Source organism: Streptomyces sp. NPDC002032 (assembly GCF_042890765.1).
Lineage (GTDB): Bacteria > Actinomycetota > Actinomycetes > Streptomycetales > Streptomycetaceae > Streptomyces.
This window is the reverse complement of the sequence record NZ_JBIASM010000005.1, coordinates 403447-419998: the sequence shown is the minus strand read 5'-3', so window position 1 is coordinate 419998 and position 16552 is coordinate 403447. Positions and strand designations below refer to the sequence as shown.

General features: G+C 73.2%; 18 protein-coding genes. 7 read left to right on the top strand and 11 right to left on the bottom strand.

The features are described 5' to 3' along the window. Nucleotides 1-141: 141 nt before the first annotated feature. Nucleotides 142-696 carry an HPP family protein gene (locus ACFYYT_RS15820; RefSeq protein WP_351827675.1) on the top strand — a complete coding sequence of 185 codons (555 nt, stop codon included), beginning with the start codon at nucleotides 142-144 and terminating at the stop codon, nucleotides 694-696. A 74-nt stretch (nucleotides 697-770) separates the two neighbouring features. On the opposite strand, the gene ACFYYT_RS15815 is transcribed toward ACFYYT_RS15820, so the two are convergent. After that, on the bottom strand, nucleotides 771-1196 hold the full coding sequence (locus tag ACFYYT_RS15815; protein ID WP_351827672.1) for a hypothetical protein: 426 nt from the start codon (nucleotides 1194-1196) through the stop codon (nucleotides 771-773). A 305-nt stretch (nucleotides 1197-1501) separates the two neighbouring features. On the opposite strand from ACFYYT_RS15815, the gene ACFYYT_RS15810 reads away from it, so the two are divergent. Then, the gene (locus ACFYYT_RS15810; RefSeq protein ID WP_351827670.1) at nucleotides 1502-2353 is read left to right on the top strand and encodes a serine protease; all 852 of its coding nucleotides are present in this window, start codon (nucleotides 1502-1504) and stop codon (nucleotides 2351-2353) included. Between the two features lie 60 nt (nucleotides 2354-2413). Here ACFYYT_RS15810 and ACFYYT_RS15805 read toward each other — a convergent pair whose 3' ends face one another. Beyond that, the gene (locus tag ACFYYT_RS15805) at nucleotides 2414-2812 is read right to left on the bottom strand and encodes a nuclear transport factor 2 family protein (RefSeq protein WP_351824486.1); all 399 of its coding nucleotides are present in this window, start codon (nucleotides 2810-2812) and stop codon (nucleotides 2414-2416) included. Nucleotides 2813-2958: 146 nt separating this feature from the next. Between ACFYYT_RS15805 and ACFYYT_RS15800 the strand changes: the two genes are divergently transcribed. The 3 genes from ACFYYT_RS15800 to recX all read left to right on the top strand — a co-directional run bounded on the left by ACFYYT_RS15800 (nucleotide 2959) and on the right by recX (nucleotide 5574). Continuing rightward, on the top strand, nucleotides 2959-3780 hold the full coding sequence (locus ACFYYT_RS15800; RefSeq protein WP_351824483.1) for a hypothetical protein: 822 nt from the start codon (nucleotides 2959-2961) through the stop codon (nucleotides 3778-3780). Nucleotides 3781-3882: 102 nt separating this feature from the next. Beyond that, a complete protein-coding gene (gene recA / locus ACFYYT_RS15795) occupies nucleotides 3883-4998 on the top strand; it encodes a recombinase RecA (protein WP_351824480.1) in 1116 nt (371 codons plus the stop codon). A gap of 3 nt (nucleotides 4999-5001) precedes the next feature. Further along, nucleotides 5002-5574, top strand: coding sequence for a recombination regulator RecX (gene recX / locus ACFYYT_RS15790; protein ID WP_351824477.1), 573 nt, complete (start codon nucleotides 5002-5004; stop codon nucleotides 5572-5574). Nucleotides 5575-5677: 103 nt separating this feature from the next. Here recX and ACFYYT_RS15785 read toward each other — a convergent pair whose 3' ends face one another. The 8 genes from ACFYYT_RS15785 to ACFYYT_RS15750 all read right to left on the bottom strand — a co-directional run bounded on the left by ACFYYT_RS15785 (nucleotide 5678) and on the right by ACFYYT_RS15750 (nucleotide 11918). Further along, nucleotides 5678-6067, bottom strand: coding sequence for a rhodanese-like domain-containing protein (locus ACFYYT_RS15785; protein WP_385321176.1), 390 nt, complete (start codon nucleotides 6065-6067; stop codon nucleotides 5678-5680). Further along, the gene (locus tag ACFYYT_RS15780) at nucleotides 6064-6597 is read right to left on the bottom strand and encodes a cysteine dioxygenase (RefSeq protein WP_351824474.1); all 534 of its coding nucleotides are present in this window, start codon (nucleotides 6595-6597) and stop codon (nucleotides 6064-6066) included. Before ACFYYT_RS15780 ends, ACFYYT_RS15785 begins: the two co-directional genes overlap by 4 nt. A gap of 75 nt (nucleotides 6598-6672) precedes the next feature. Further along, a complete protein-coding gene (locus ACFYYT_RS15775) occupies nucleotides 6673-6759 on the bottom strand; it encodes a putative leader peptide (protein WP_311318651.1) in 87 nt (28 codons plus the stop codon). Nucleotides 6760-6791: 32 nt separating this feature from the next. Then, nucleotides 6792-8378, bottom strand: coding sequence for an FAD-dependent monooxygenase (locus ACFYYT_RS15770; RefSeq protein ID WP_351824472.1), 1587 nt, complete (start codon nucleotides 8376-8378; stop codon nucleotides 6792-6794). Between the two features lie 152 nt (nucleotides 8379-8530). After that, nucleotides 8531-9421, bottom strand: a complete 891-nt coding sequence (locus ACFYYT_RS15765) for an amino acid ABC transporter permease (RefSeq protein WP_351824469.1) — start codon at nucleotides 9419-9421, stop codon at nucleotides 8531-8533. Further along, nucleotides 9418-10092, bottom strand: a complete 675-nt coding sequence (locus ACFYYT_RS15760) for an ABC transporter permease subunit (RefSeq protein WP_351824468.1) — start codon at nucleotides 10090-10092, stop codon at nucleotides 9418-9420. The genes ACFYYT_RS15765 and ACFYYT_RS15760 overlap by 4 nt, the downstream gene beginning before the upstream one ends. Nucleotides 10093-10175: 83 nt before the next feature. Then, the gene (locus ACFYYT_RS15755; RefSeq protein ID WP_351824465.1) at nucleotides 10176-11033 is read right to left on the bottom strand and encodes a glutamate ABC transporter substrate-binding protein; all 858 of its coding nucleotides are present in this window, start codon (nucleotides 11031-11033) and stop codon (nucleotides 10176-10178) included. Between the two features lie 99 nt (nucleotides 11034-11132). Continuing rightward, nucleotides 11133-11918: an amino acid ABC transporter ATP-binding protein gene (locus tag ACFYYT_RS15750; RefSeq protein ID WP_351824462.1), complete on the bottom strand. Its 786-nt coding sequence runs from the start codon at nucleotides 11916-11918 to the stop codon at nucleotides 11133-11135. Nucleotides 11919-12193: 275 nt separating this feature from the next. Here ACFYYT_RS15750 and ACFYYT_RS15745 point away from each other — a divergent pair, with 275 nt between their 5' ends. Both ACFYYT_RS15745 and ACFYYT_RS15740 read left to right on the top strand, forming a co-directional pair. Beyond that, nucleotides 12194-12898 (top strand): response regulator transcription factor, encoded by a 705-nt coding sequence (locus ACFYYT_RS15745; RefSeq protein ID WP_351824459.1) that lies wholly within the window; start codon nucleotides 12194-12196, stop codon nucleotides 12896-12898. A gap of 12 nt (nucleotides 12899-12910) precedes the next feature. Continuing rightward, a complete protein-coding gene (locus ACFYYT_RS15740) occupies nucleotides 12911-14323 on the top strand; it encodes a HAMP domain-containing sensor histidine kinase (protein WP_351824456.1) in 1413 nt (470 codons plus the stop codon). On the opposite strand, the gene ACFYYT_RS15735 is transcribed toward ACFYYT_RS15740, so the two are convergent. Next, nucleotides 14313-16547: an endo-beta-N-acetylglucosaminidase gene (locus ACFYYT_RS15735; protein ID WP_351824453.1), complete on the bottom strand. Its 2235-nt coding sequence runs from the start codon at nucleotides 16545-16547 to the stop codon at nucleotides 14313-14315. The two genes, ACFYYT_RS15740 and ACFYYT_RS15735, sit on opposite strands and share 11 nt — an antisense overlap. Between the last annotated feature and the right edge of the window lie 5 nt (nucleotides 16548-16552).

Here is a 16552-nt window from a genome sequence, read left to right as displayed (position 1 = left end):
GTTCCGAAGGTGTCAACCGTTGGTTGTCAGTCCATGCGCCCCGGCGCGCAGCCCGTCGGCAGCTCGATCGACGCGTATCGATCGACGCGTATAGGGCCGGGATGTGGGCCGCCGGTACACCTGACGGCCATGAGCGTGGAGATGAGTACCCAGCAGAGCGCCCCGCCGGCGGCCCGCCCCGGCCGGCTGTCCGCCCTGCGGCCGCTCGCGGGGCGGGCCCCGGCCCCCCTCGCGCCCGCCCGGGTCACCGCCCTGCACAGCGGCGGGGTGGCGGCGGCCGCGCTGCTCGTGCTCGTCGGCGCCGGTGCGCTGCTGCGCGAACCCGTACTGATCCCGCCCATCGCGGCGAGCGCGGCCATCGTCTACGGGGTGCCCGCGCTGCCGCTGGCCCAGCCGCGCAGCGTCGTGGCGGGGCACCTGCTGTGCGCGGCGGTCGGCTATCTGGCGCTGGCTCTGTTCGGGCCGGCCCCGTGGGTGGCGGCGCTCGGTGCGGGGGTGGCGGTGGGGGTCATGACCCTGGCCCGGACCCCGCATTCCCCGGCGGCGGCGAGCACCGTGGTGGTGGTGCTCCAGGCGCCGGACCCGGTGTGGTTCGTACCGCTGCTGGCCGGGGCCGCGGCGGTGCTGGTGCTGGCGGGAGCGCTCTCCTCGCGGCTGCGGCCGAAGGCCGTGCGGTACCCCGTGTACTGGTGGTGAGGCGGACGGGCGGTGTGCCGGCGGGCGGAGGGGCGGGGACGTGTCCCCCTCCGCCCGCCGGCCCGGAGTCACCGTCAGGCGGCGGGCTGGGTCTGCCCGGTCAGCAGGCCGAGCAGCTGGTCCATCTCGCCCCGCCAGAGGCGGTGCACGTTCATCCGGGTCGGCGAGGTGTGGCCGGGGAGCTGGATGCGGAACGAGCTCCAGACGGCGTTGCGCCGGACGTCGGTGATGGTGCCGACGGCCTGGTTCGGCGGTATCGCGAAGACGATCTCCTGCGGACGGTTGCTCATCCGGCTCGCCTTGTGGAGGACCACGGCCTGCTCGGTCACGGTGACGAAGTAATAGGTGAGGAACGCCTGGCCGATGAGGCCGAGCATGCTCATCAGCCACACGCTGGGGCCTGCGATGGCCTGGATGGTGACGATGGGCCGGTCGGTGGGGTTCGCCTGGGCGAGGGCGGCTGCCACCTGCTGCTGGATCGTGGCCTTCTTGATGGCCATGGGTCCTCCTGAGCGGAATCACGCGGCCCCCGTCGTCGGGGGCACCGCAGGGTACCGGCCATGGAAGAGCGGTTTTTCGCCAGGTGGGGGCCGCTGCCCATGCGTCCCGGTATGCGGTTCCGTGCCCGCCTCGGGGGTGTTGGGGCGATTGCGGGGAGAAGCGCCAGAAGAAGCGTCAGAGGCCGTGAGGGGCGCCGCTTCCTCAACCGGCAAGGCCCTCTTGTGAGTTGACTCCGGTCAACTGAGAATGCGCATGACAACCGAAGGATCTTCGGTCGCATTCGTCACCAGAGGGGAACCCCCACATGAACAAGCCTCTCGCCGGCCTCGCGCTGTCCCTGCTCCTCACAGGAGCCGCGGCGGCACCGGCCGTTGCCTCGGCGCCCCGGGACACCGCCGCGCCGACGGCCACGTCCGCGGCTGCCGCCGTCACCTACGCGGGCACCGTCGCGCTCAGCAACTGTTCCGGCTCGGTCGTCCGCGCCCCCGGCTCACAGCCGGGCGACCCCGCCCTCGTCCTCTCCAACGGACACTGCCTGGAGACCGGCTTCCCGGCGGCCGGCGAGGTCCTGCTGAACCGGTCCTCCAGCCGCTCGTTCTCGCTGCTGGGCGCTTCCGGCTCGGCGGTCGGGACGCTGCGCGCCAGCAAGATCGCGTACGGGACGATGGCGGACACGGACGTCTCGCTCTACCAGCTGACCAAGACGTACGCGCAGATCCAGAGCCAGTACGGCATCAGCGCGCTCACCCTCAACGACGCCCACCCCGTCCAGGGTTCGTCGATCAAGGTGGTCTCCGGGTACTGGAAGCGCACCTACAGCTGCAACGTCGACGGGTTCGCGTACCGCCTCAAGGAGGGCGCCTGGACCTGGAAGGACTCGGTCCGCTACACCTCGTCCTGCAACACCATCGGCGGCACCTCCGGCTCGCCCGTCATCGACACGGCCACCGGCAAGGTCGTCGCCGTCAACAACACGGGCAACGAGGACGGCCAGCGCTGCACGGACAACAACCCGTGCGAGGTCGACCAGAACGGCAACGTGACGGTCCGCCAGGGCATCAACTACGCGCAGGAGACCTACATCCTCGTCCCCTGCATCGGCCCCGGCAACCAGATCGACCTGAACCGCCCCGGCTGCACCCTGCCCAAGCCGTAGCCTCCCGCGCCGCCCCCGCGCCCGGCCCGGCCGCCGCCCACGCGGCGGCCGGGCCGGGCGTCATTGCGGCACGGTGTCGCCGTGCCGGTGGGCCACCCGCCAGGCGCCGCCCTCGCGGCGGTACACCTGGGTGGCCCGCAGCGTGTAGGCGCGCGGCTCCCCGTCGACCGAGACGGCGAGGTGCTCCAGGCCGGCCGTGTAGGCGGCGTCGCCCACGACGTCGTACGCCAGCAGCTCGAACCCGTAGGACGTGCACCGCGAGAAGCTCGCGCCGAGGGCGGTGAAGAGCGCGTCGACCTCCCGCAGTCCGACCGCGTTGCGCCAGGCCCCCAGTACGCTGACCGGCTCCTCGCGCGACCACAGCGCCCGCCGGGGCTCCGGGTCGCCGTTGTGCAGCGCGACCTCCGCCCCGTACAGCTCGTTCCCGACCCACGCCAGGAAGTCCTCGCGGTCTCCCATGGCTCCATCATGCGTCCGTCCGCGCGGGGCTGCACCGGGTTGCCGGGGGACGGCAGCCCGGCGGGGGTGCGGCTGCCGCGGCCCGGCCTGGCGGGCGGCCGGCGCGCTGTGGCCCACTGGTTCCGAGGCGAGGGGGGCGAAGGACATTGGCGGGGCGTACGGGGGAACGGGCGGGGCCGGACCGGATCCGGTGGGGGTGGTGTCGCGCGGGGGCGTGGGCGCTGCTCGCACTGGCGCTGTCGGCGGCCACGGCGCCGGCGGCCCTGGCGCTGCCCGGGGTGGTCGCCGACGAGAGGGCCTTCGCGCGGGCCCGGCCCTGCGGCGGGGACGGGGCGACGGCGGCCCGGGACGCGGCGGCCGCGGCAGCGGAGTCCGCGGACTGTCTGCGGACGGTCAGGGCGACGGTGCTCTCCGCCGGGAAGGTCAAGAGCGGCCGGGCCACGGTCTTCCGCGTACGGCTGCGGCCGCCCGTCCCGCCCCCCGCCGACCGGCCGGTGCACCTCACCGCGGGCGGAGCGCTGTCGGAGCTCGTCCGGCCCGGGGCCGAGGTGGAGGTCACCGCCTGGCGCGGGGTCCAGGTCTCCGTCGCGCGGGGCGGGACCGTCGAGAGGCTCCCCGGGCTGCCCGACGAGGGGGCCGCCATGGACACCGGGGTCGCGCTGGTGGGCGTCTGGTCGGGGGGCCTGGCCCTGATCGCCGCGTTCGGCGCCGCTCGCCGGGCCCGCTGCTCCGCCGCCGGCCGGACGTACGTTCCGCGGATCCGGTTCGGCCCGGCGAAGGGTGCGGGCGTGCTGCTGGTCCCGCTCGCCGCGGGGTTCCTCGCCCGCCGGCTCGCCGACGGCTGGGTGGCCGTGGCCCTGACGGTGGTCCTCTGGGCCCTGCTCGCCGTCCCCGCCACGATCGCCGCCCTGTGCTGGGACCGCCCCCGGCGTGGTGCGCTTGACAGGGAAATCGAACATCCATTCTGATGAGTTATCCACAGCCGAACCGGGCGTGGGAGCGCATTGTCAGTGGCAGGCGTTAGCGTCAATGGCGTGAAGCGATCGACTCAAGCAAACCGGGTGGAACCCATGGCAGGCACCGACCGCGAGAAGGCCCTCGACGCCGCGCTCGCACAGATTGAACGGCAATTCGGCAAGGGTGCGGTCATGCGCCTCGGCGACAAGCCGAACGACCCCATCGAGGTCATCCCCACCGGGTCGACCGCGCTGGACATCGCCCTCGGCGTCGGCGGGCTGCCGCGCGGCCGTGTGATCGAGGTGTACGGACCGGAGTCCTCCGGTAAGACCACCCTCACCCTGCACGCCGTCGCCAACGCGCAGAAGGCCGGCGGCACCGTCGCCTTCGTGGACGCCGAACACGCGCTCGACCCCGAGTACGCCAAGGCCCTGGGCGTCGACACCGACAACCTCATCCTGTCGCAGCCGGACACCGGCGAGCAGGCGCTGGAGATCGTGGACATGCTGGTCCGCTCCGGCGCGCTCGACCTGATCGTCATCGACTCCGTCGCGGCGCTCGTGCCGCGCGCGGAGATCGAGGGCGAGATGGGCGACTCGCACGTGGGTCTCCAGGCCCGCCTGATGAGCCAGGCGCTGCGCAAGATCACGGGTGCGCTCAACCAGTCCAAGACCACCGCGATCTTCATCAACCAGCTCCGCGAGAAGATCGGTGTGATGTTCGGCTCGCCCGAGACGACCACCGGTGGCCGCGCGCTGAAGTTCTACGCCTCCGTACGTCTCGACATCCGCCGTATCGAGACCCTCAAGGACGGCACGGACGCGGTCGGCAACCGCACCCGCGTCAAGGTCGTCAAGAACAAGGTCGCGCCGCCGTTCAAGCAGGCCGAGTTCGACATCCTCTACGGCCAGGGCATCAGCCGCGAGGGCGGCCTGATCGACATGGGCGTGGAGCACGGCTTCGTGCGCAAGGCCGGCGCCTGGTACACGTACGAGGGCGACCAGCTCGGCCAGGGCAAGGAGAACGCCCGCAACTTCCTGAAGGACAACCCCGACCTCGCCAACGAGATCGAGCGGAAGATCAAGGAGAAGCTGGGCGTGGGTGTCCGCAAGGACGCGGCCGCCCCCGCCGGCGACGAGGCGGCCGCCGCGCCGGCCGACGCCGCTGCCGTGCCCGCCCCGGCGTCGAAGGCCAAGACGACGGCCAAGGCCGCCGTCGCCAAGAGCTGACCCGTGCGGGAGCAGGAGAGGGGCGGCGGGAACGGCGGCCGTGAGGGCCGCCAGGAGCTGCCGCCCCAGAGTCCCGAGGAGCAGGCACGGGCGATCTGCCTGCGCCTGCTCACCGGGATGCCGCGGACCCGGCGCCAGCTCGCGGACGCCCTGGAGAAGCGGGGCATCCCCGAGGAGGTGGCGCAGGAGGTCCTCTCCCGGTACGAGGAGGTGGGCCTGATCGACGACGCCGCCTTCGCCGGTGCCTGGGTCGAGTCCCGCCACCGCGGCCGGGGCCTGGCCCGGCGGGCGCTCGCGCAGGAGCTGCGGACCAAGGGGGTGCACACCACCCTCGTGCAGGAGGCGCTGGAACAGCTGGACTCCGACCAGGAGGAGCAGACGGCCCGGGAGCTCGTGGACCGCAAGCTCCGCTCCACCCGGGGCCTGGAGCGGGAGAAGCGGATCCGGCGGCTCGCCGGGATGCTCGCCCGCAAGGGATACCCGGAGGGCATGGCCCTGCGGGTGGTCCGGCGCGCCCTGGAGGCGGAGGGCGAGGACACCGAGGACCTCGGGTACCCGGGGTACCCGACGGGCTGAGGCAGCGGGGCTGCCGGGCGGAGCCGGTGGCTCCGGGCCGACGGTCCGGAGCGGGTCCGGTACGGCGGCCCGAAGCCGGGGCCCGAGGGGAGGGCCCGCCGCGTCAGGGAGCGGAGACGGGGAGCCCCGCCGCCTTCCAGGCCTGGAAGCCGCCCGTCAGGTCCGTCGCCCGGTGCAGCCCCAGGGCGTGCAGGGAGGCCGCGGCCAGGGTGGAGGCGTACCCCTCGTTGCAGATCACCACGATCCGGAGGCCGTGCCCCGTGGCCTGCGGGAGCCGGTGGGAGCCCTGAGGGTCGAGGCGCCACTCCAGTTCGTTCCGCTCCACGACCACCGCGCCCGGGATCAGCCCGTCCCGCTCGCGCAGCGCCTGGTAGCGGATGTCCACCAGGAGGGCCCCCGCCAGCGAGGCCTCGTACGCGGCCTGCGGCTCGACGCGGGTGTAGCCCGCGCGGACCCGCTCCAGCAGCTCGTCGATGCCGACCGGGGCGCTCACTGCCAGTCCGCCGGACGCTCGACCTGCTCCAGGGTCAGGACCGGGCCGCTGCGGCTATACCGGCGGATCAGCGGCAGCGGCGGGTAGTACGCGTGGACGGAGATCGCGTGCTCGGAGGCGGAGTCGTTGAGGACCTCGTGCACGTGATGCTCGCCGAAGGCCCGCCCGGTGCCCGCGCCGAGGCTGCGGGTGCGGTCCACCTCGGGAGCCAGCCGCAGGGACTGCCAGCCCTCGGACGGCAGCCGGACGCTCAGCGAGTGCTCGGTGAGCCGGCCCCGGGCGGTGGCGAAGGCGCCCCGGGACTCGGCGTGGTCGTGCCAGCCGGTGCCGGTGCCCGGCGGCCAGCCGATCAGCCAGGCCTCACTGCCGCCCGGACCGTCGAGCCGGGTCCAGGTGCGGCCCCGCGGGTCCAGCGGCAGGGAGTCCACGACCGCCGGGTCGGCGGCGGTGCGCAGGGCGAAGGCGAGGAGTTGCGCCGCCGTCGGCGCGGCGGTGCGGGCAGGTGCGTGCGTGAGCGCGGGGGCAGACATGGGGTGACCGTCCTGGGAGTTCGCGAAGGTGCGCGCGGGCCGACGGGGGCACGGGGCGCGCGGAGGGAAGGCGAATCAGCAGGAAGGGCGACACACGCAGCCCGCGTAGCGGAGCAGGTCCATGTGAACCCTCCGCCACAGGCGTACGTCGTTGCCGGTCATGTCGGTGAGTGAACCACGAGTGCCCGGGAGCGTCAATCGATCACCGCTGTGGGCGTGGTGGAGGGACGGTCCGCCGGAGCGTCCGCCGGGGCGCCCGCCCGGACCGCGTCCGCCGCCTCGTACAGCTCCGCCGGGCGGACCCCCTCGAAGGTGGCCGCCAGGTGTCCGTCGGGCCGTACCAGGAGCACGGTGTGCGCCGGAGCCCCCGGGTAGGCGTCGGCGACCAGCAGTTCGGCCCGGACCGGCAGTGCGGTGACCGCCGCCGCGAGCCGGGGCATCAGCCCGGCGCCCGCCCAGTGCCGCCGGTCCCACACCCCCGTGCCCGGCGCGACGAGGAGCACCAGCAGCCGGCCCCGGCCCAGCAGGTCGCGCAGCGGAACGGTCGCCCCGTCGGGCGCCGTCACCGCTACGTTCGCCACCGGCCCGCCCGGCTCGGTCGCCGTAGGGACCTCCTGTACGGCCACGGGCGGGGCGTAGACCGGCTCCGCGCCGAGCGGCCCCCGTCCCAGGTGTCCGTCGGTGAGCAGGGCTTCGGCGGACCGGGCGGCCCCGGGCACCAGGGTGCGCAGTGCGCTGCCGCCCCGCAGCGCGGGCATGGCCTGGTCGGCGGCGCGCAGCCGGGCGGCGACGGCGGTGCGGCGTTCGTCCTCGTAACTGTCGAGCAGGGCCTCGGAGGCGCCCTGGTGCCAGGCCAGGGCCAGCTTCCAGGCGAGGTTCTCCGCGTCGCGCAGCCCCTCCTCCACCCCCTGGGTGCCGAGCGCGCCCAGCAGGTGCGCCGCGTCCCCGGCGAGGAAGGCCCGGCCGTCGCGCCAGCGCCGGGCGAGCCGGTGGTGCAGGGTGTGCACCCCGGTGTCGATCAGGTCGTACGGGGGAGTCGTGCCCCCGCACCAGCCCGCCAGGGTGTCCCGGATGAGCGTCACGAGCGCGTCGGGGGTCACCAGGTCCCCGCGCGGGGGCAGCAGCCAGTCCAGCCGCCACACTCCGTCGGGCAGCGGCCGGGCGGTGACCTCCTCGGGTCCGGCGGGCGGGCTGCGGTGGAGCAACGCCTCCCCGGGCCAGGGCAGTTCGGCGCGCAGGGCGGCCACGGCGCACCGCTCCACGGCGGTCCGGCCGGGGAAGCGGATGCCGAGCAGCTTGCGCACGGTGGAGCGGGCCCCGTCGCAGCCCACGAGGTGGCTGCCGCGCCACCAGGTGGTCTCGGCGCCCCGGGTGTGCGCGGTGACGCCGTGGCCGTCCTGCTCCAGGGAGTCCAGCTTGCAGTCGGTGACCAGCTGGACCAGGGGGTGCGCGGCGGCGGCGTCGCGCAGCCCGCGCGCGAGGGCGTGCTGCGGCAGGTGCAGGGGTGCGGGCCGGTCCTCGAAGGTGATCCGCCGGGCCTCCTGACGACGCCTCATGGTGCGCCAGGCCGCGAAGTGGGCCCCCTCGTCGCGCAGGGTGGCGCAGCCGAGGCGGTGCGCCATGGCGGCGGTGTCGGAGTGCAGGACGACCGAACGGGCGGGCCGGGGCTCGTCCTTGCCGGGCCCTTCGTCGAGCAGGACGCAGGGCACGCCGTGGCCGGCCAGGGCGAGGGTCAGGGACAGCCCGACCGGTCCCGCGCCGACGACGATCACCGGGTCCATGGCAGGGCTCCCGATGTCCGGTATGTGATCACAGAACGTATGCAACCCACTGGAGGTGCCTGCGTCAAGTGACACCCGTGCCGACAACGCGGTGTGGTGCGGCGGAAGGCTCCGCCGCACCACACCGGTTGTGCCGTGTCACTGACCCGCCGTCAGGCCACCTGACCGGCGGCCACCTCGCCGGTGGCCATCTCACCGTCGGCCGCGCCGACCACGGCTCCGGTGCTCTTGGTGGACTTGCGCAGCCGTCCCTCCAGCCAGGAGGCGAAGGTGGTCAGGGCGAAGTTCACCGCGATGTAGATCAGTGCGATCACCACGAGCGAGGCGATGGTGTTGCTGTAGTTCGCCGAGATCTGCCGGTTCATCGAGAGCAGCTCGCCGAGGCCGAGCAGCGAACCGCCGAGCGCGGTGTCCTTGAGGATCACCACGAGCTGGCTGACCAGGGCCGGCAGCATCGCCGTGACGGCCTGCGGGATCAGCACGTGGGCCATGGTCTGGCCCTTGCGCATGCCGATCGCCTTGGCCGCGTCGGTCTGGCCGCGGGGCAGGGACTGCACGCCCGCCCGGACGATCTCGGCGATGACCGCGGCGTTGTACAGGACCAGGCCGGTGACCACCGCGTACAGCGGCCGGTCGTCGGAGGGCACGTCCGTGAACTGCACGAAGAAGGCCGAGCCGAAGATCATCAGCATCAGCACGGGGATCGCGCGGAAGAACTCGACGACCGTGCCGACGGGGACGCGGACCCAGGCGTGGTCGGAGAGCCGGCCGATGCCCAGCAGGGCGCCGAGCGGCAGCGCGATGACCATGGCGATCACGCCGGCCTTCAGGGTCTCCAGCAGGCCGGGGAGCAGGAAGGTCGTCCAGACCTGGCCGTCGGTGACGAAGGGGGTCCACTTGGCCGCGTCGAGCTGGTGCTTGTCGGCCATGGCGGCGAGGACCCACCAGGCGACGAGGGCGAACAGGACGACGAACACGCCCGCGTATATCCAGTTGCGCGCCTTGGCCTTGGGGCCGGGGGCGTCGTACAGCACGGAGGTCATCGCTTCACCGCCACTCGCTTGGCCACCCAGCCCAGCAGCAGCCCGGTGGGCAGGGTCAGCAGACAGAAGCCGAGCGCGAAGACGCCGAAGACGGCGAAGAGCGCGTCCGACTCGTTCTCGACCATTTCCTTCATCAGCAGGGCCGCTTCGGCCACGCCGATGGCCGCCGCCACCGTGGTGTTCTTGGTGAGGGCGATCAGTACGTTGGCCAGCGGCGCCACGACCGCCCGGAAGGCCTGCGGGAGCACGATCAGGGTGAGCACCTGGACGAAGTTCAGTCCCAGCGCGCGGCCCGCCTCGGCCTGGCCGACGGGCACGGTGTTGATGCCCGAGCGCAGCGCCTCGCAGACGAAGGTGCCGGTGTAGGCGGTCATGCCGAGGACCGCGAGCCGGAAGCCGATCTCCTTGAAGGTGCCGCCGCCCAGGGTGATCTGGAGGGTCTGGTTGAGACCCAGCGAGCAGCCGATGATCAGCAGGGTCAGCGGGGTGTTGCGGACCAGGTTGACGTACGCGGTGCCGAAGCCCCGCAGCAATGGGACGGGGCTGACCCGCATCCCGGCCAGGACGGTCCCCCAGATCAGGGAACCTATCGCCGAGTAGAGGGTGAGCTGAACCGTCACCCAGAAGGCTCCGAGCAGGTCGTACTGCCCGGAATCAAGAAAGTCGAACACGTTGCCCTGCGCTCTCCCCAGGATGGCCGGTGAGGAGCGCCGCCGCCCGCACCCGGCGGGCCGCGACGCTCCTCACCGGGAAATCAGCTGCCTTCGGTGATCTGCGGGGCCGGCTCGTTCTTGTAGTCGGCGGGGCCGAAGTTCTTCTTCACGGCCGCGTCCCAGGAACCGTCCGAGACCATCTTCTTGAGCGCGGCGTTGATCTTGGTCTGGAGGTCCTTGTCGCCCTTCTTCAGACCGATGCCGTACGGCTCGTTGCTCAGGTTCAGCCCGACGAGCTTGAACTTGCCCTTGTTCTTGTCCTGCGCGGCGTAACCGGCCAGGATCGAGTTGTCCGTGGTCAGCGCGTCGACGGACTTGTTCTCCAGGCCGGTCAGGCACTCGGAGTAGCCGCCCTGCTGGAGCAGGTCGGCCTCGGGGGCCAGCTTGGTCTTGACGTTCTGGGCCGAGGTCGAGCCCGTGACCGAGCAGAGCTTCTTCTTGTTCAGGTCCTCGGCCTTGGTGATGCCGGACTCCCCGGCGCGCACCAGCAGGTCCTGGTGGGCGAGGAAGTACGGACCCGCGAAGTCGACCTTCTCCTTGCGCTTGTCGTTGATCGTGTAGCTCGCGACGACGAACTTCACGTCACCGTTCGAGATCAGGTTCTCGCGCTCGGCGCTGACGGCCTGCTTCCACTCGATCTTGTCGGGCTGGTAGCCCAGCTCCTTCGCGACGTACGTCGCGACGTCCACGTCGAAACCGCTGAACGTGCCGTCGGGGTTCTTCAGACCCAGACCCGGCTGGTCGAACTTGATGCCGATGACGACCTTGTCCGACTTGCCGCCACCCGACGTGCCCGCGTCGGACGCGCCGTCCTTCTTGTCGCCGCCACCGCACGCGGTCGCGGTCAGCGCGAGAACGAGGGCCGTGGCGACGGCCGCACCGGTCTTGAGAACCTTCATGTGAACTTCCCTCGGATGAGACGTTGTTGGACGACGAGCGGAATCACGTCGCGGGGCGACGGCGCGCGCCGTCGACCGGATCACTACCAGACGCGGGCGTCAGTGGTGCAGGATCTTCGACAGGAAGTCCTTGGCGCGGTCGCTGCGCGGGTTGCTGAAGAACTGGTCGGGCGTGGCCTGTTCGACGATCTTTCCGTCGGCCATGAAGACCACCCGGTTCGCCGCGGAGCGGGCGAAGCCCATCTCGTGCGTGACGACGACCATCGTCATGCCCTCGGCCGCGAGCTGCTGCATGACCTCCAGCACCTCGTTGATCATCTCGGGGTCCAGTGCCGAGGTGGGCTCGTCGAAGAGCATCACCTTCGGGTCCATCGCCAGCGCGCGGGCGATGGCCACGCGCTGCTGCTGGCCGCCGGACAGCTGGGCCGGGTACTTGTCGGCCTGCGAGCCCACGCCCACCCGGTCCAGCAGCGACTTCGCCTTCTCCAGGGCGGCCGCCTGGTCCGTCTTGCGGACCTTGAGCTGACCCAGCATCACGTTCTGCAGCACCGTCTTGTGCGCGAACAGGTTGAACGACTGGAAGACCATGCCCACATCGGCGCGCAGCCGGGCAAGTTCCTTGCCCTCGGCGGGCAGTTCCCTGCCGTCGACCGTGATGGTCCCCGAATCGATCGTCTCCAGCCGGTTGATGGTCCTGCACAGCGTGGACTTGCCCGATCCCGAAGGACCGATCACCACGACGACCTCACCGCGGGCAATGCTCAGATCGATGTCCTGAAGCACGTGCAGCGCGCCGAAGTGCTTGTTGACGTTGCTCAGTACGACCAGGCCGTCCGCGGCACCCGCCGCGTCCTGCACGTCCTCGGTCACTGATACTCCGCTCATCGGCTTCTTGCTCCGTCCTCCGTCGGTTGGGAGGACAGTAGTGAGCGGGTGCGCACAGCGTCACCACATCTGAGGGAGAATTGAGGATAACGATCCGGCCTCGTGCCGATACGCTCCGTGCGCACCGCTCGTCCCGGGCCGCCGTACTCGTACCGGGTGGATAACAGAAGACGCGCCGGACCGGAACCCCCTTGACGTGGAACTCTTGATGAGCGTGGATGCAGGGTGCCCGTGTACACATCCAGGGGTCCGGGAAAGCCAGGAAGGAGGACGCCATGAGGCTGCTGCTCGTCGAGGACGACGACCACGTCGCCGCAGCGCTGTCGGCGATCCTCGCCCGCCACGGTTTCCAGGTCACCCACGCCCGCAACGGCGAGGAGGCCCTCCAGGCGCTGCTGCCGGCCGGCGCTCCGCCCTTCGGCGTGGTCCTGCTCGACCTCGGCCTGCCCGACCAGGACGGCTACGAGGTCTGCGGCAAGATCCGCAAGCGGACGTCGACGCCCGTCATCATGGTGACCGCGCGCGCCGACGTGCGCTCGCGCATCCACGGCCTGAACATGGGCGCCGACGACTACGTGGTCAAGCCCTACGACACCGGTGAGCTCCTCGCCCGCATCCACGCCGTCGCCCGCCGCACCGGCGCCTCCGAGGAGGCCGCCGCCACCGGCACCGGCACTCCGGACCTCGTGCGGCTCGGCCCCGTCGCCGTCGAACTGCCCACCCGCAGGGTCAGCGTGAACGGCACCGACGTACCGCTCACCCGCAAGGAGTTCGACCTGCTGGCCCTGCTCGCGCAGCGGCCCGGCGTGGTCTTCCGCCGGGAGCAGATCATCAGCGAGGTGTGGCGGACCAGCTGGGAGGGCACAGGCCGGACCCTTGAGGTGCACGTCGCCTCGCTGCGCTCCAAGCTGGGCATGCCCGCGCTCATCGAGACCGTCCGCGGGGTGGGCTACCGGCTCGTCACCCCGGCCGCGCCCTAACGGGGGCCCGTCGTGCGCGCCCGGCTCCTCCCGCTCCTCGTCGTGCTCATGGCGGGGGTGCTGCTCGCGCTCGGTTTCCCGCTCGCCGTCAGCCTGGCCGCCGCCCAGCAGCAGAAGGTGGTCGTCGACCGGATCGACGACAGCGCCCGCTTCGCGGCCCTCGCCCAGTTCGTCATCGACGCCGAGGGCTCCGGCTCCACCGGCGCCGACGAGCGCCGCGAGACCCTCCAGCTCGAACTCGCCCGCTACCACGACCTGTACGGCATCCGCGTCGGCATCTTCTACCGCGACGACAACGCGATGGTCCGCGCCCCCGGCTGGTGGCAGCTCCCGGAGTCGGGGGAGGGCCGCACGGCCTTCGACGAGGCGCTCGCCGGCCGCCGCAGCCACGACCCCGGCCAGGTGTGGCCCTGGCAGACGCACGGAAAGCTCCTCGTGGTCTCGCCGGTCGTCCTCGACGGCGACGTCGTCGCCGTCGTCGCCACCGAATCACCCACCGAACAGATGCGCGGCAAGATCCTGCGGGGCTGGCTGATCATCGCCGGCGGGCTCGCCGCCGCCATGCTGGCCGCCTTCGGCGCCGCCCTGCGGCTCACCAGCTGGGTCCTCAAGCCCGTCGGCACCCTGGACGCCGCCGCCCACGGCATCGCCACCGGCCGCATGAACTCCCGCGTCGCGGCCTCCGGCGGCCCGCCGGAACTCCGCCGCCTGGCCCGGTCGTTCAACGAGATGGCCGACAACGTCGAAGAGGTACTGGAGCAGCAGCGGGCGTTCGTCGCCGACGCCTCCCACCAGCTGCGCAACCCGCTCGCCGCGCTGCTCCTGCGGATCGAACTCCTCGCCCTCGAACTCCCCGAGGGCAACGAGGAGATCGCCTCCGTGCGCACCGAGGGCAAGCGCCTGGCCCAGGTCCTGGACGACCTGCTGGACCTGGCGCTGGCCGAGCACGCCTCCGCCGAGATCAGCCTCACCGACATCGGCGCGCTGGCCGCCGAGCGGGTCGCGGCCTGGCGGCCGTACGCCGAGGAGAAGGGCGTACGGCTCACCGGGACGGGCCGGACCGCCGTCACCGGCTGGGCCGACCCGATCGCCCTGTCCAGCGCCCTCGACGCCGTCATCGACAACGCCCTGAAGTTCACGCCCGAGGGCGAGGAGGTCCAGGTCTCGGTCAGCGCCGAGGGCCGCAGCGCGCTCGTCGTCGTCGCCGACCGGGGGCCCGGGCTGACCGAGGAGGAGCTGCTGCGCGTCGGCGACCGCTTCTGGCGCAGCGGCCGCCACCAGAACGTCAAGGGCTCCGGGCTCGGCCTGTCGATCTCCCGGGCCCTGCTCGCCTCCGGCGGCGGGACCCTCACCTACGCGGCGAACCCGCCGCACGGGCTGCGGGTCACGGTGGCCGTCCCGCGCACCGACCCCGTCACCGGCTGACCGGGCCGGGCCGCCAGGGCAGGGCGGTGCGGGCCGGCGCCGAGACGGCGTACACCTCGTCGACGGCCCGCAGCTCGAAGGCCGCCGCCGCTTCGCCGCCCGCGCGGGTGAGCGCGGGGAGGTGGAGGGCGGTCCCGCAGGTGCCGCCGAGGAAGCGGCGGGTGCCGTCCGGGAGGAGGCGGTGGAGCTCGTAGTGCCGGACGGGCCCGGCTGCCCGGTCCCAGGCGAGGCGGAGCTCGGCCTCCGCGCCCCGCCGGGCCGCGGCCGTCACCCTCAGGCGGACGGGCCGGGCCGGGGGCCGCCGCGCGGCGGTGTCGCGTACCGTCAGGGCCCCGAGGCGCCAGGACTCCGCCGCCGTCCCGCGTCCGGTGATCCGTACCGCCAGGGCGTACGCGGTCTCCCCGGCCAGCGCCGCGAGGGGGACTCGGGAGGTCCGCCAGCCGGAGCCGCCGCCGTCCGCCGCGGGGGCCGGCAGCCAGGTGTACGGCACCGGGGCGCCCGGGGCGGGGGCCTCGCGGACCGCGACGCCGAGCTCGACGCGGACCCCGCCGCTGTGGACCAGCTCCGCGACCGCCGTCCGGGGCAGCGGCAGCCGGGTGCCGTGCAGGCCGACGGTGACGGGCGCGGCCGGGACACCGGTCACGAGCAGGCTGGAGCCGCCGCGCCAGGCGTCCGCGAAGTCCAGGGTGACGGCGGGCGGCGTCGACGGCCGCTCCCCGGCGGTGTCCACCGCCCAGCGGCGGCCCGGGAGGCGGTCCTGGAGGCCGAGGTGGTTCCAGGGCGCGTCGGAGGTGACCGCGCCCCCCTCGTACCAGCGCAGGCCGTGCCCGGTGTTGAAGGAGCAGCCGAAGGGCAGGCCGCTCACGGTGGACCGGTCCGCCACCGCCGTGGCCGGGGCCCGCCAGCCGGAAGGGGGCTCGGGCGCGGGCCGCGCCGGGTCCAGGGAGGCGCCCGTCCAGAACCGGTCGTCGGCCCGGTGGAAGGCGCCGGGGGAGCGGTCGGTGAGGTGGTCGCGGGTCCACTCGGGGCGGTAGAGGCCGAGGCTGACGACGTGGTCGCCCTCCCGGGGGACGATCGCGTCCCAGGGCACCTGTGCGTCCCAGCCGCGGGACTCCGTGTCCACGGCCGCCCACAGCTCGTGGCGGGAGCGCCCGAGCCGTTCGGCGAGCGCCCCCGAGTCCGCCAGGCTCCGCGCGGTCCAGCGGAAGTCCACGAACACGCTGTCCGCGACCGTCCCCGTTCGGTCCTCGAAGAACTCCTGGTTGAGGGCGTTCAGGGCGCCCTGCCAGCCGACCTTGCCGGTGCTGTTCATGGCGTCGTACCAGGTGGTCCGCAGCCCGTGCGGGGCGCCGGCCGTCCGCAGGGCGTGCAGGAACTCGCGCATCAGGCCGGCCAGCGCGCTGTCGCCGCCGTCGGTCTCGGCGTTGACGAACCAGCCGTCGAACCCGTACGTCCGGGCCACCTCGACGAGTCGGCCGGCGAGCGGGAAACGGCCCGAGGGGTCGCGGCGGACCAGGTCGCGCGTCCACTGGAGGTCGCCGCCGTAGGCGACGGGCGGCAGGAAGACGTTGCCGAGGACCGGGACGCCGTTGCGGTGGGCGGCGTCGATCACGGGCGCGTTCGGGGCGAGCACGATGCCCTCCCCGGCGGAGCCGCCCCAGAAGACCAGCTCGTCGAGGTACGCCCAGTGCGTGAGGGCGTAGTGGTCGGCGGTCGCCGAGCCCTGGGAGGGGTTGAGCGCGGTCGGCCCGAAGGAGACCAGCGCGGCGATCCGCGCCTGCCCGGCCCGGGCGGTGCGGTTCGCCGGGACGGGGGTGAAGCGGGGGGCCAGCGGCACGGTCGCGGTGTTGTGGGCGAGGTCCGGATCGGAGCCAGGGCTCCAGGCGGCCAGCGACCGCCACACGATGCCGGGCCCAGGCTTGCCCGGGGGGAGGGAGTCCGGGAACCAGTAGGAGGCGTACGGGGCCAGGCCGGCCGCCGCCGGGTCCGGCTCCGGGCCGGCCGCCGGGGCGGGCCGGGTCAGCGCGGCGGGCCCGGCGGTCGCGGGCCCGGCGGCCGCAGCGGTCGCGGCTGCGGCTGCAGCTGCGGTCAGGACGGTGCGCCGGGCCGGTCGTGGGGCGGCTGGGGCGGCCGGGGAAGGGGTGCAGGTAGGGGAAGCAGGGGAAGCAGGGGAAGCAGGGGCGGTACGAGGATCGGCGCCGTTGCCGTTGCCGGTCTCGGACATGCGGG

Excerpts from the sequence above, each read along its gene's own strand:
- ACFYYT_RS15805 (WP_351824486.1), bottom strand. The coding sequence starts at position 2,812 with ATGGGAGACCGCGAGGACTTCCTGGCGTGGGTCGGGAACGAGCTGTAC.
- ACFYYT_RS15780 (WP_351824474.1), bottom strand. The coding sequence starts at position 6,597 with ATGTCTGCCCCCGCGCTCACGCACGCACCTGCCCGCACCGCCGCGCCG.
- ACFYYT_RS15765 (WP_351824469.1), bottom strand. The coding sequence starts at position 9,421 with ATGACCTCCGTGCTGTACGACGCCCCCGGCCCCAAGGCCAAGGCGCGC.
- ACFYYT_RS15750 (WP_351824462.1), bottom strand. The coding sequence starts at position 11,918 with ATGAGCGGAGTATCAGTGACCGAGGACGTGCAGGACGCGGCGGGTGCC.
- recA (WP_351824480.1), top strand. The coding sequence starts at position 3,883 with ATGGCAGGCACCGACCGCGAGAAGGCCCTCGACGCCGCGCTCGCACAG.
- ACFYYT_RS15775 (WP_311318651.1), bottom strand. The coding sequence starts at position 6,759 with ATGACCGGCAACGACGTACGCCTGTGGCGGAGGGTTCACATGGACCTG.
- ACFYYT_RS15770 (WP_351824472.1), bottom strand. The coding sequence starts at position 8,378 with ATGGACCCGGTGATCGTCGTCGGCGCGGGACCGGTCGGGCTGTCCCTG.
- ACFYYT_RS15820 (WP_351827675.1), top strand. The coding sequence starts at position 142 with ATGAGTACCCAGCAGAGCGCCCCGCCGGCGGCCCGCCCCGGCCGGCTG.
- ACFYYT_RS15810 (WP_351827670.1), top strand. The coding sequence starts at position 1,502 with ATGAACAAGCCTCTCGCCGGCCTCGCGCTGTCCCTGCTCCTCACAGGA.
- ACFYYT_RS15745 (WP_351824459.1), top strand. The coding sequence starts at position 12,194 with ATGAGGCTGCTGCTCGTCGAGGACGACGACCACGTCGCCGCAGCGCTG.
- ACFYYT_RS15755 (WP_351824465.1), bottom strand. The coding sequence starts at position 11,033 with ATGAAGGTTCTCAAGACCGGTGCGGCCGTCGCCACGGCCCTCGTTCTC.
- ACFYYT_RS15815 (WP_351827672.1), bottom strand. The coding sequence starts at position 1,196 with ATGGCCATCAAGAAGGCCACGATCCAGCAGCAGGTGGCAGCCGCCCTC.
- ACFYYT_RS15735 (WP_351824453.1), bottom strand. The coding sequence starts at position 16,547 with ATGTCCGAGACCGGCAACGGCAACGGCGCCGATCCTCGTACCGCCCCT.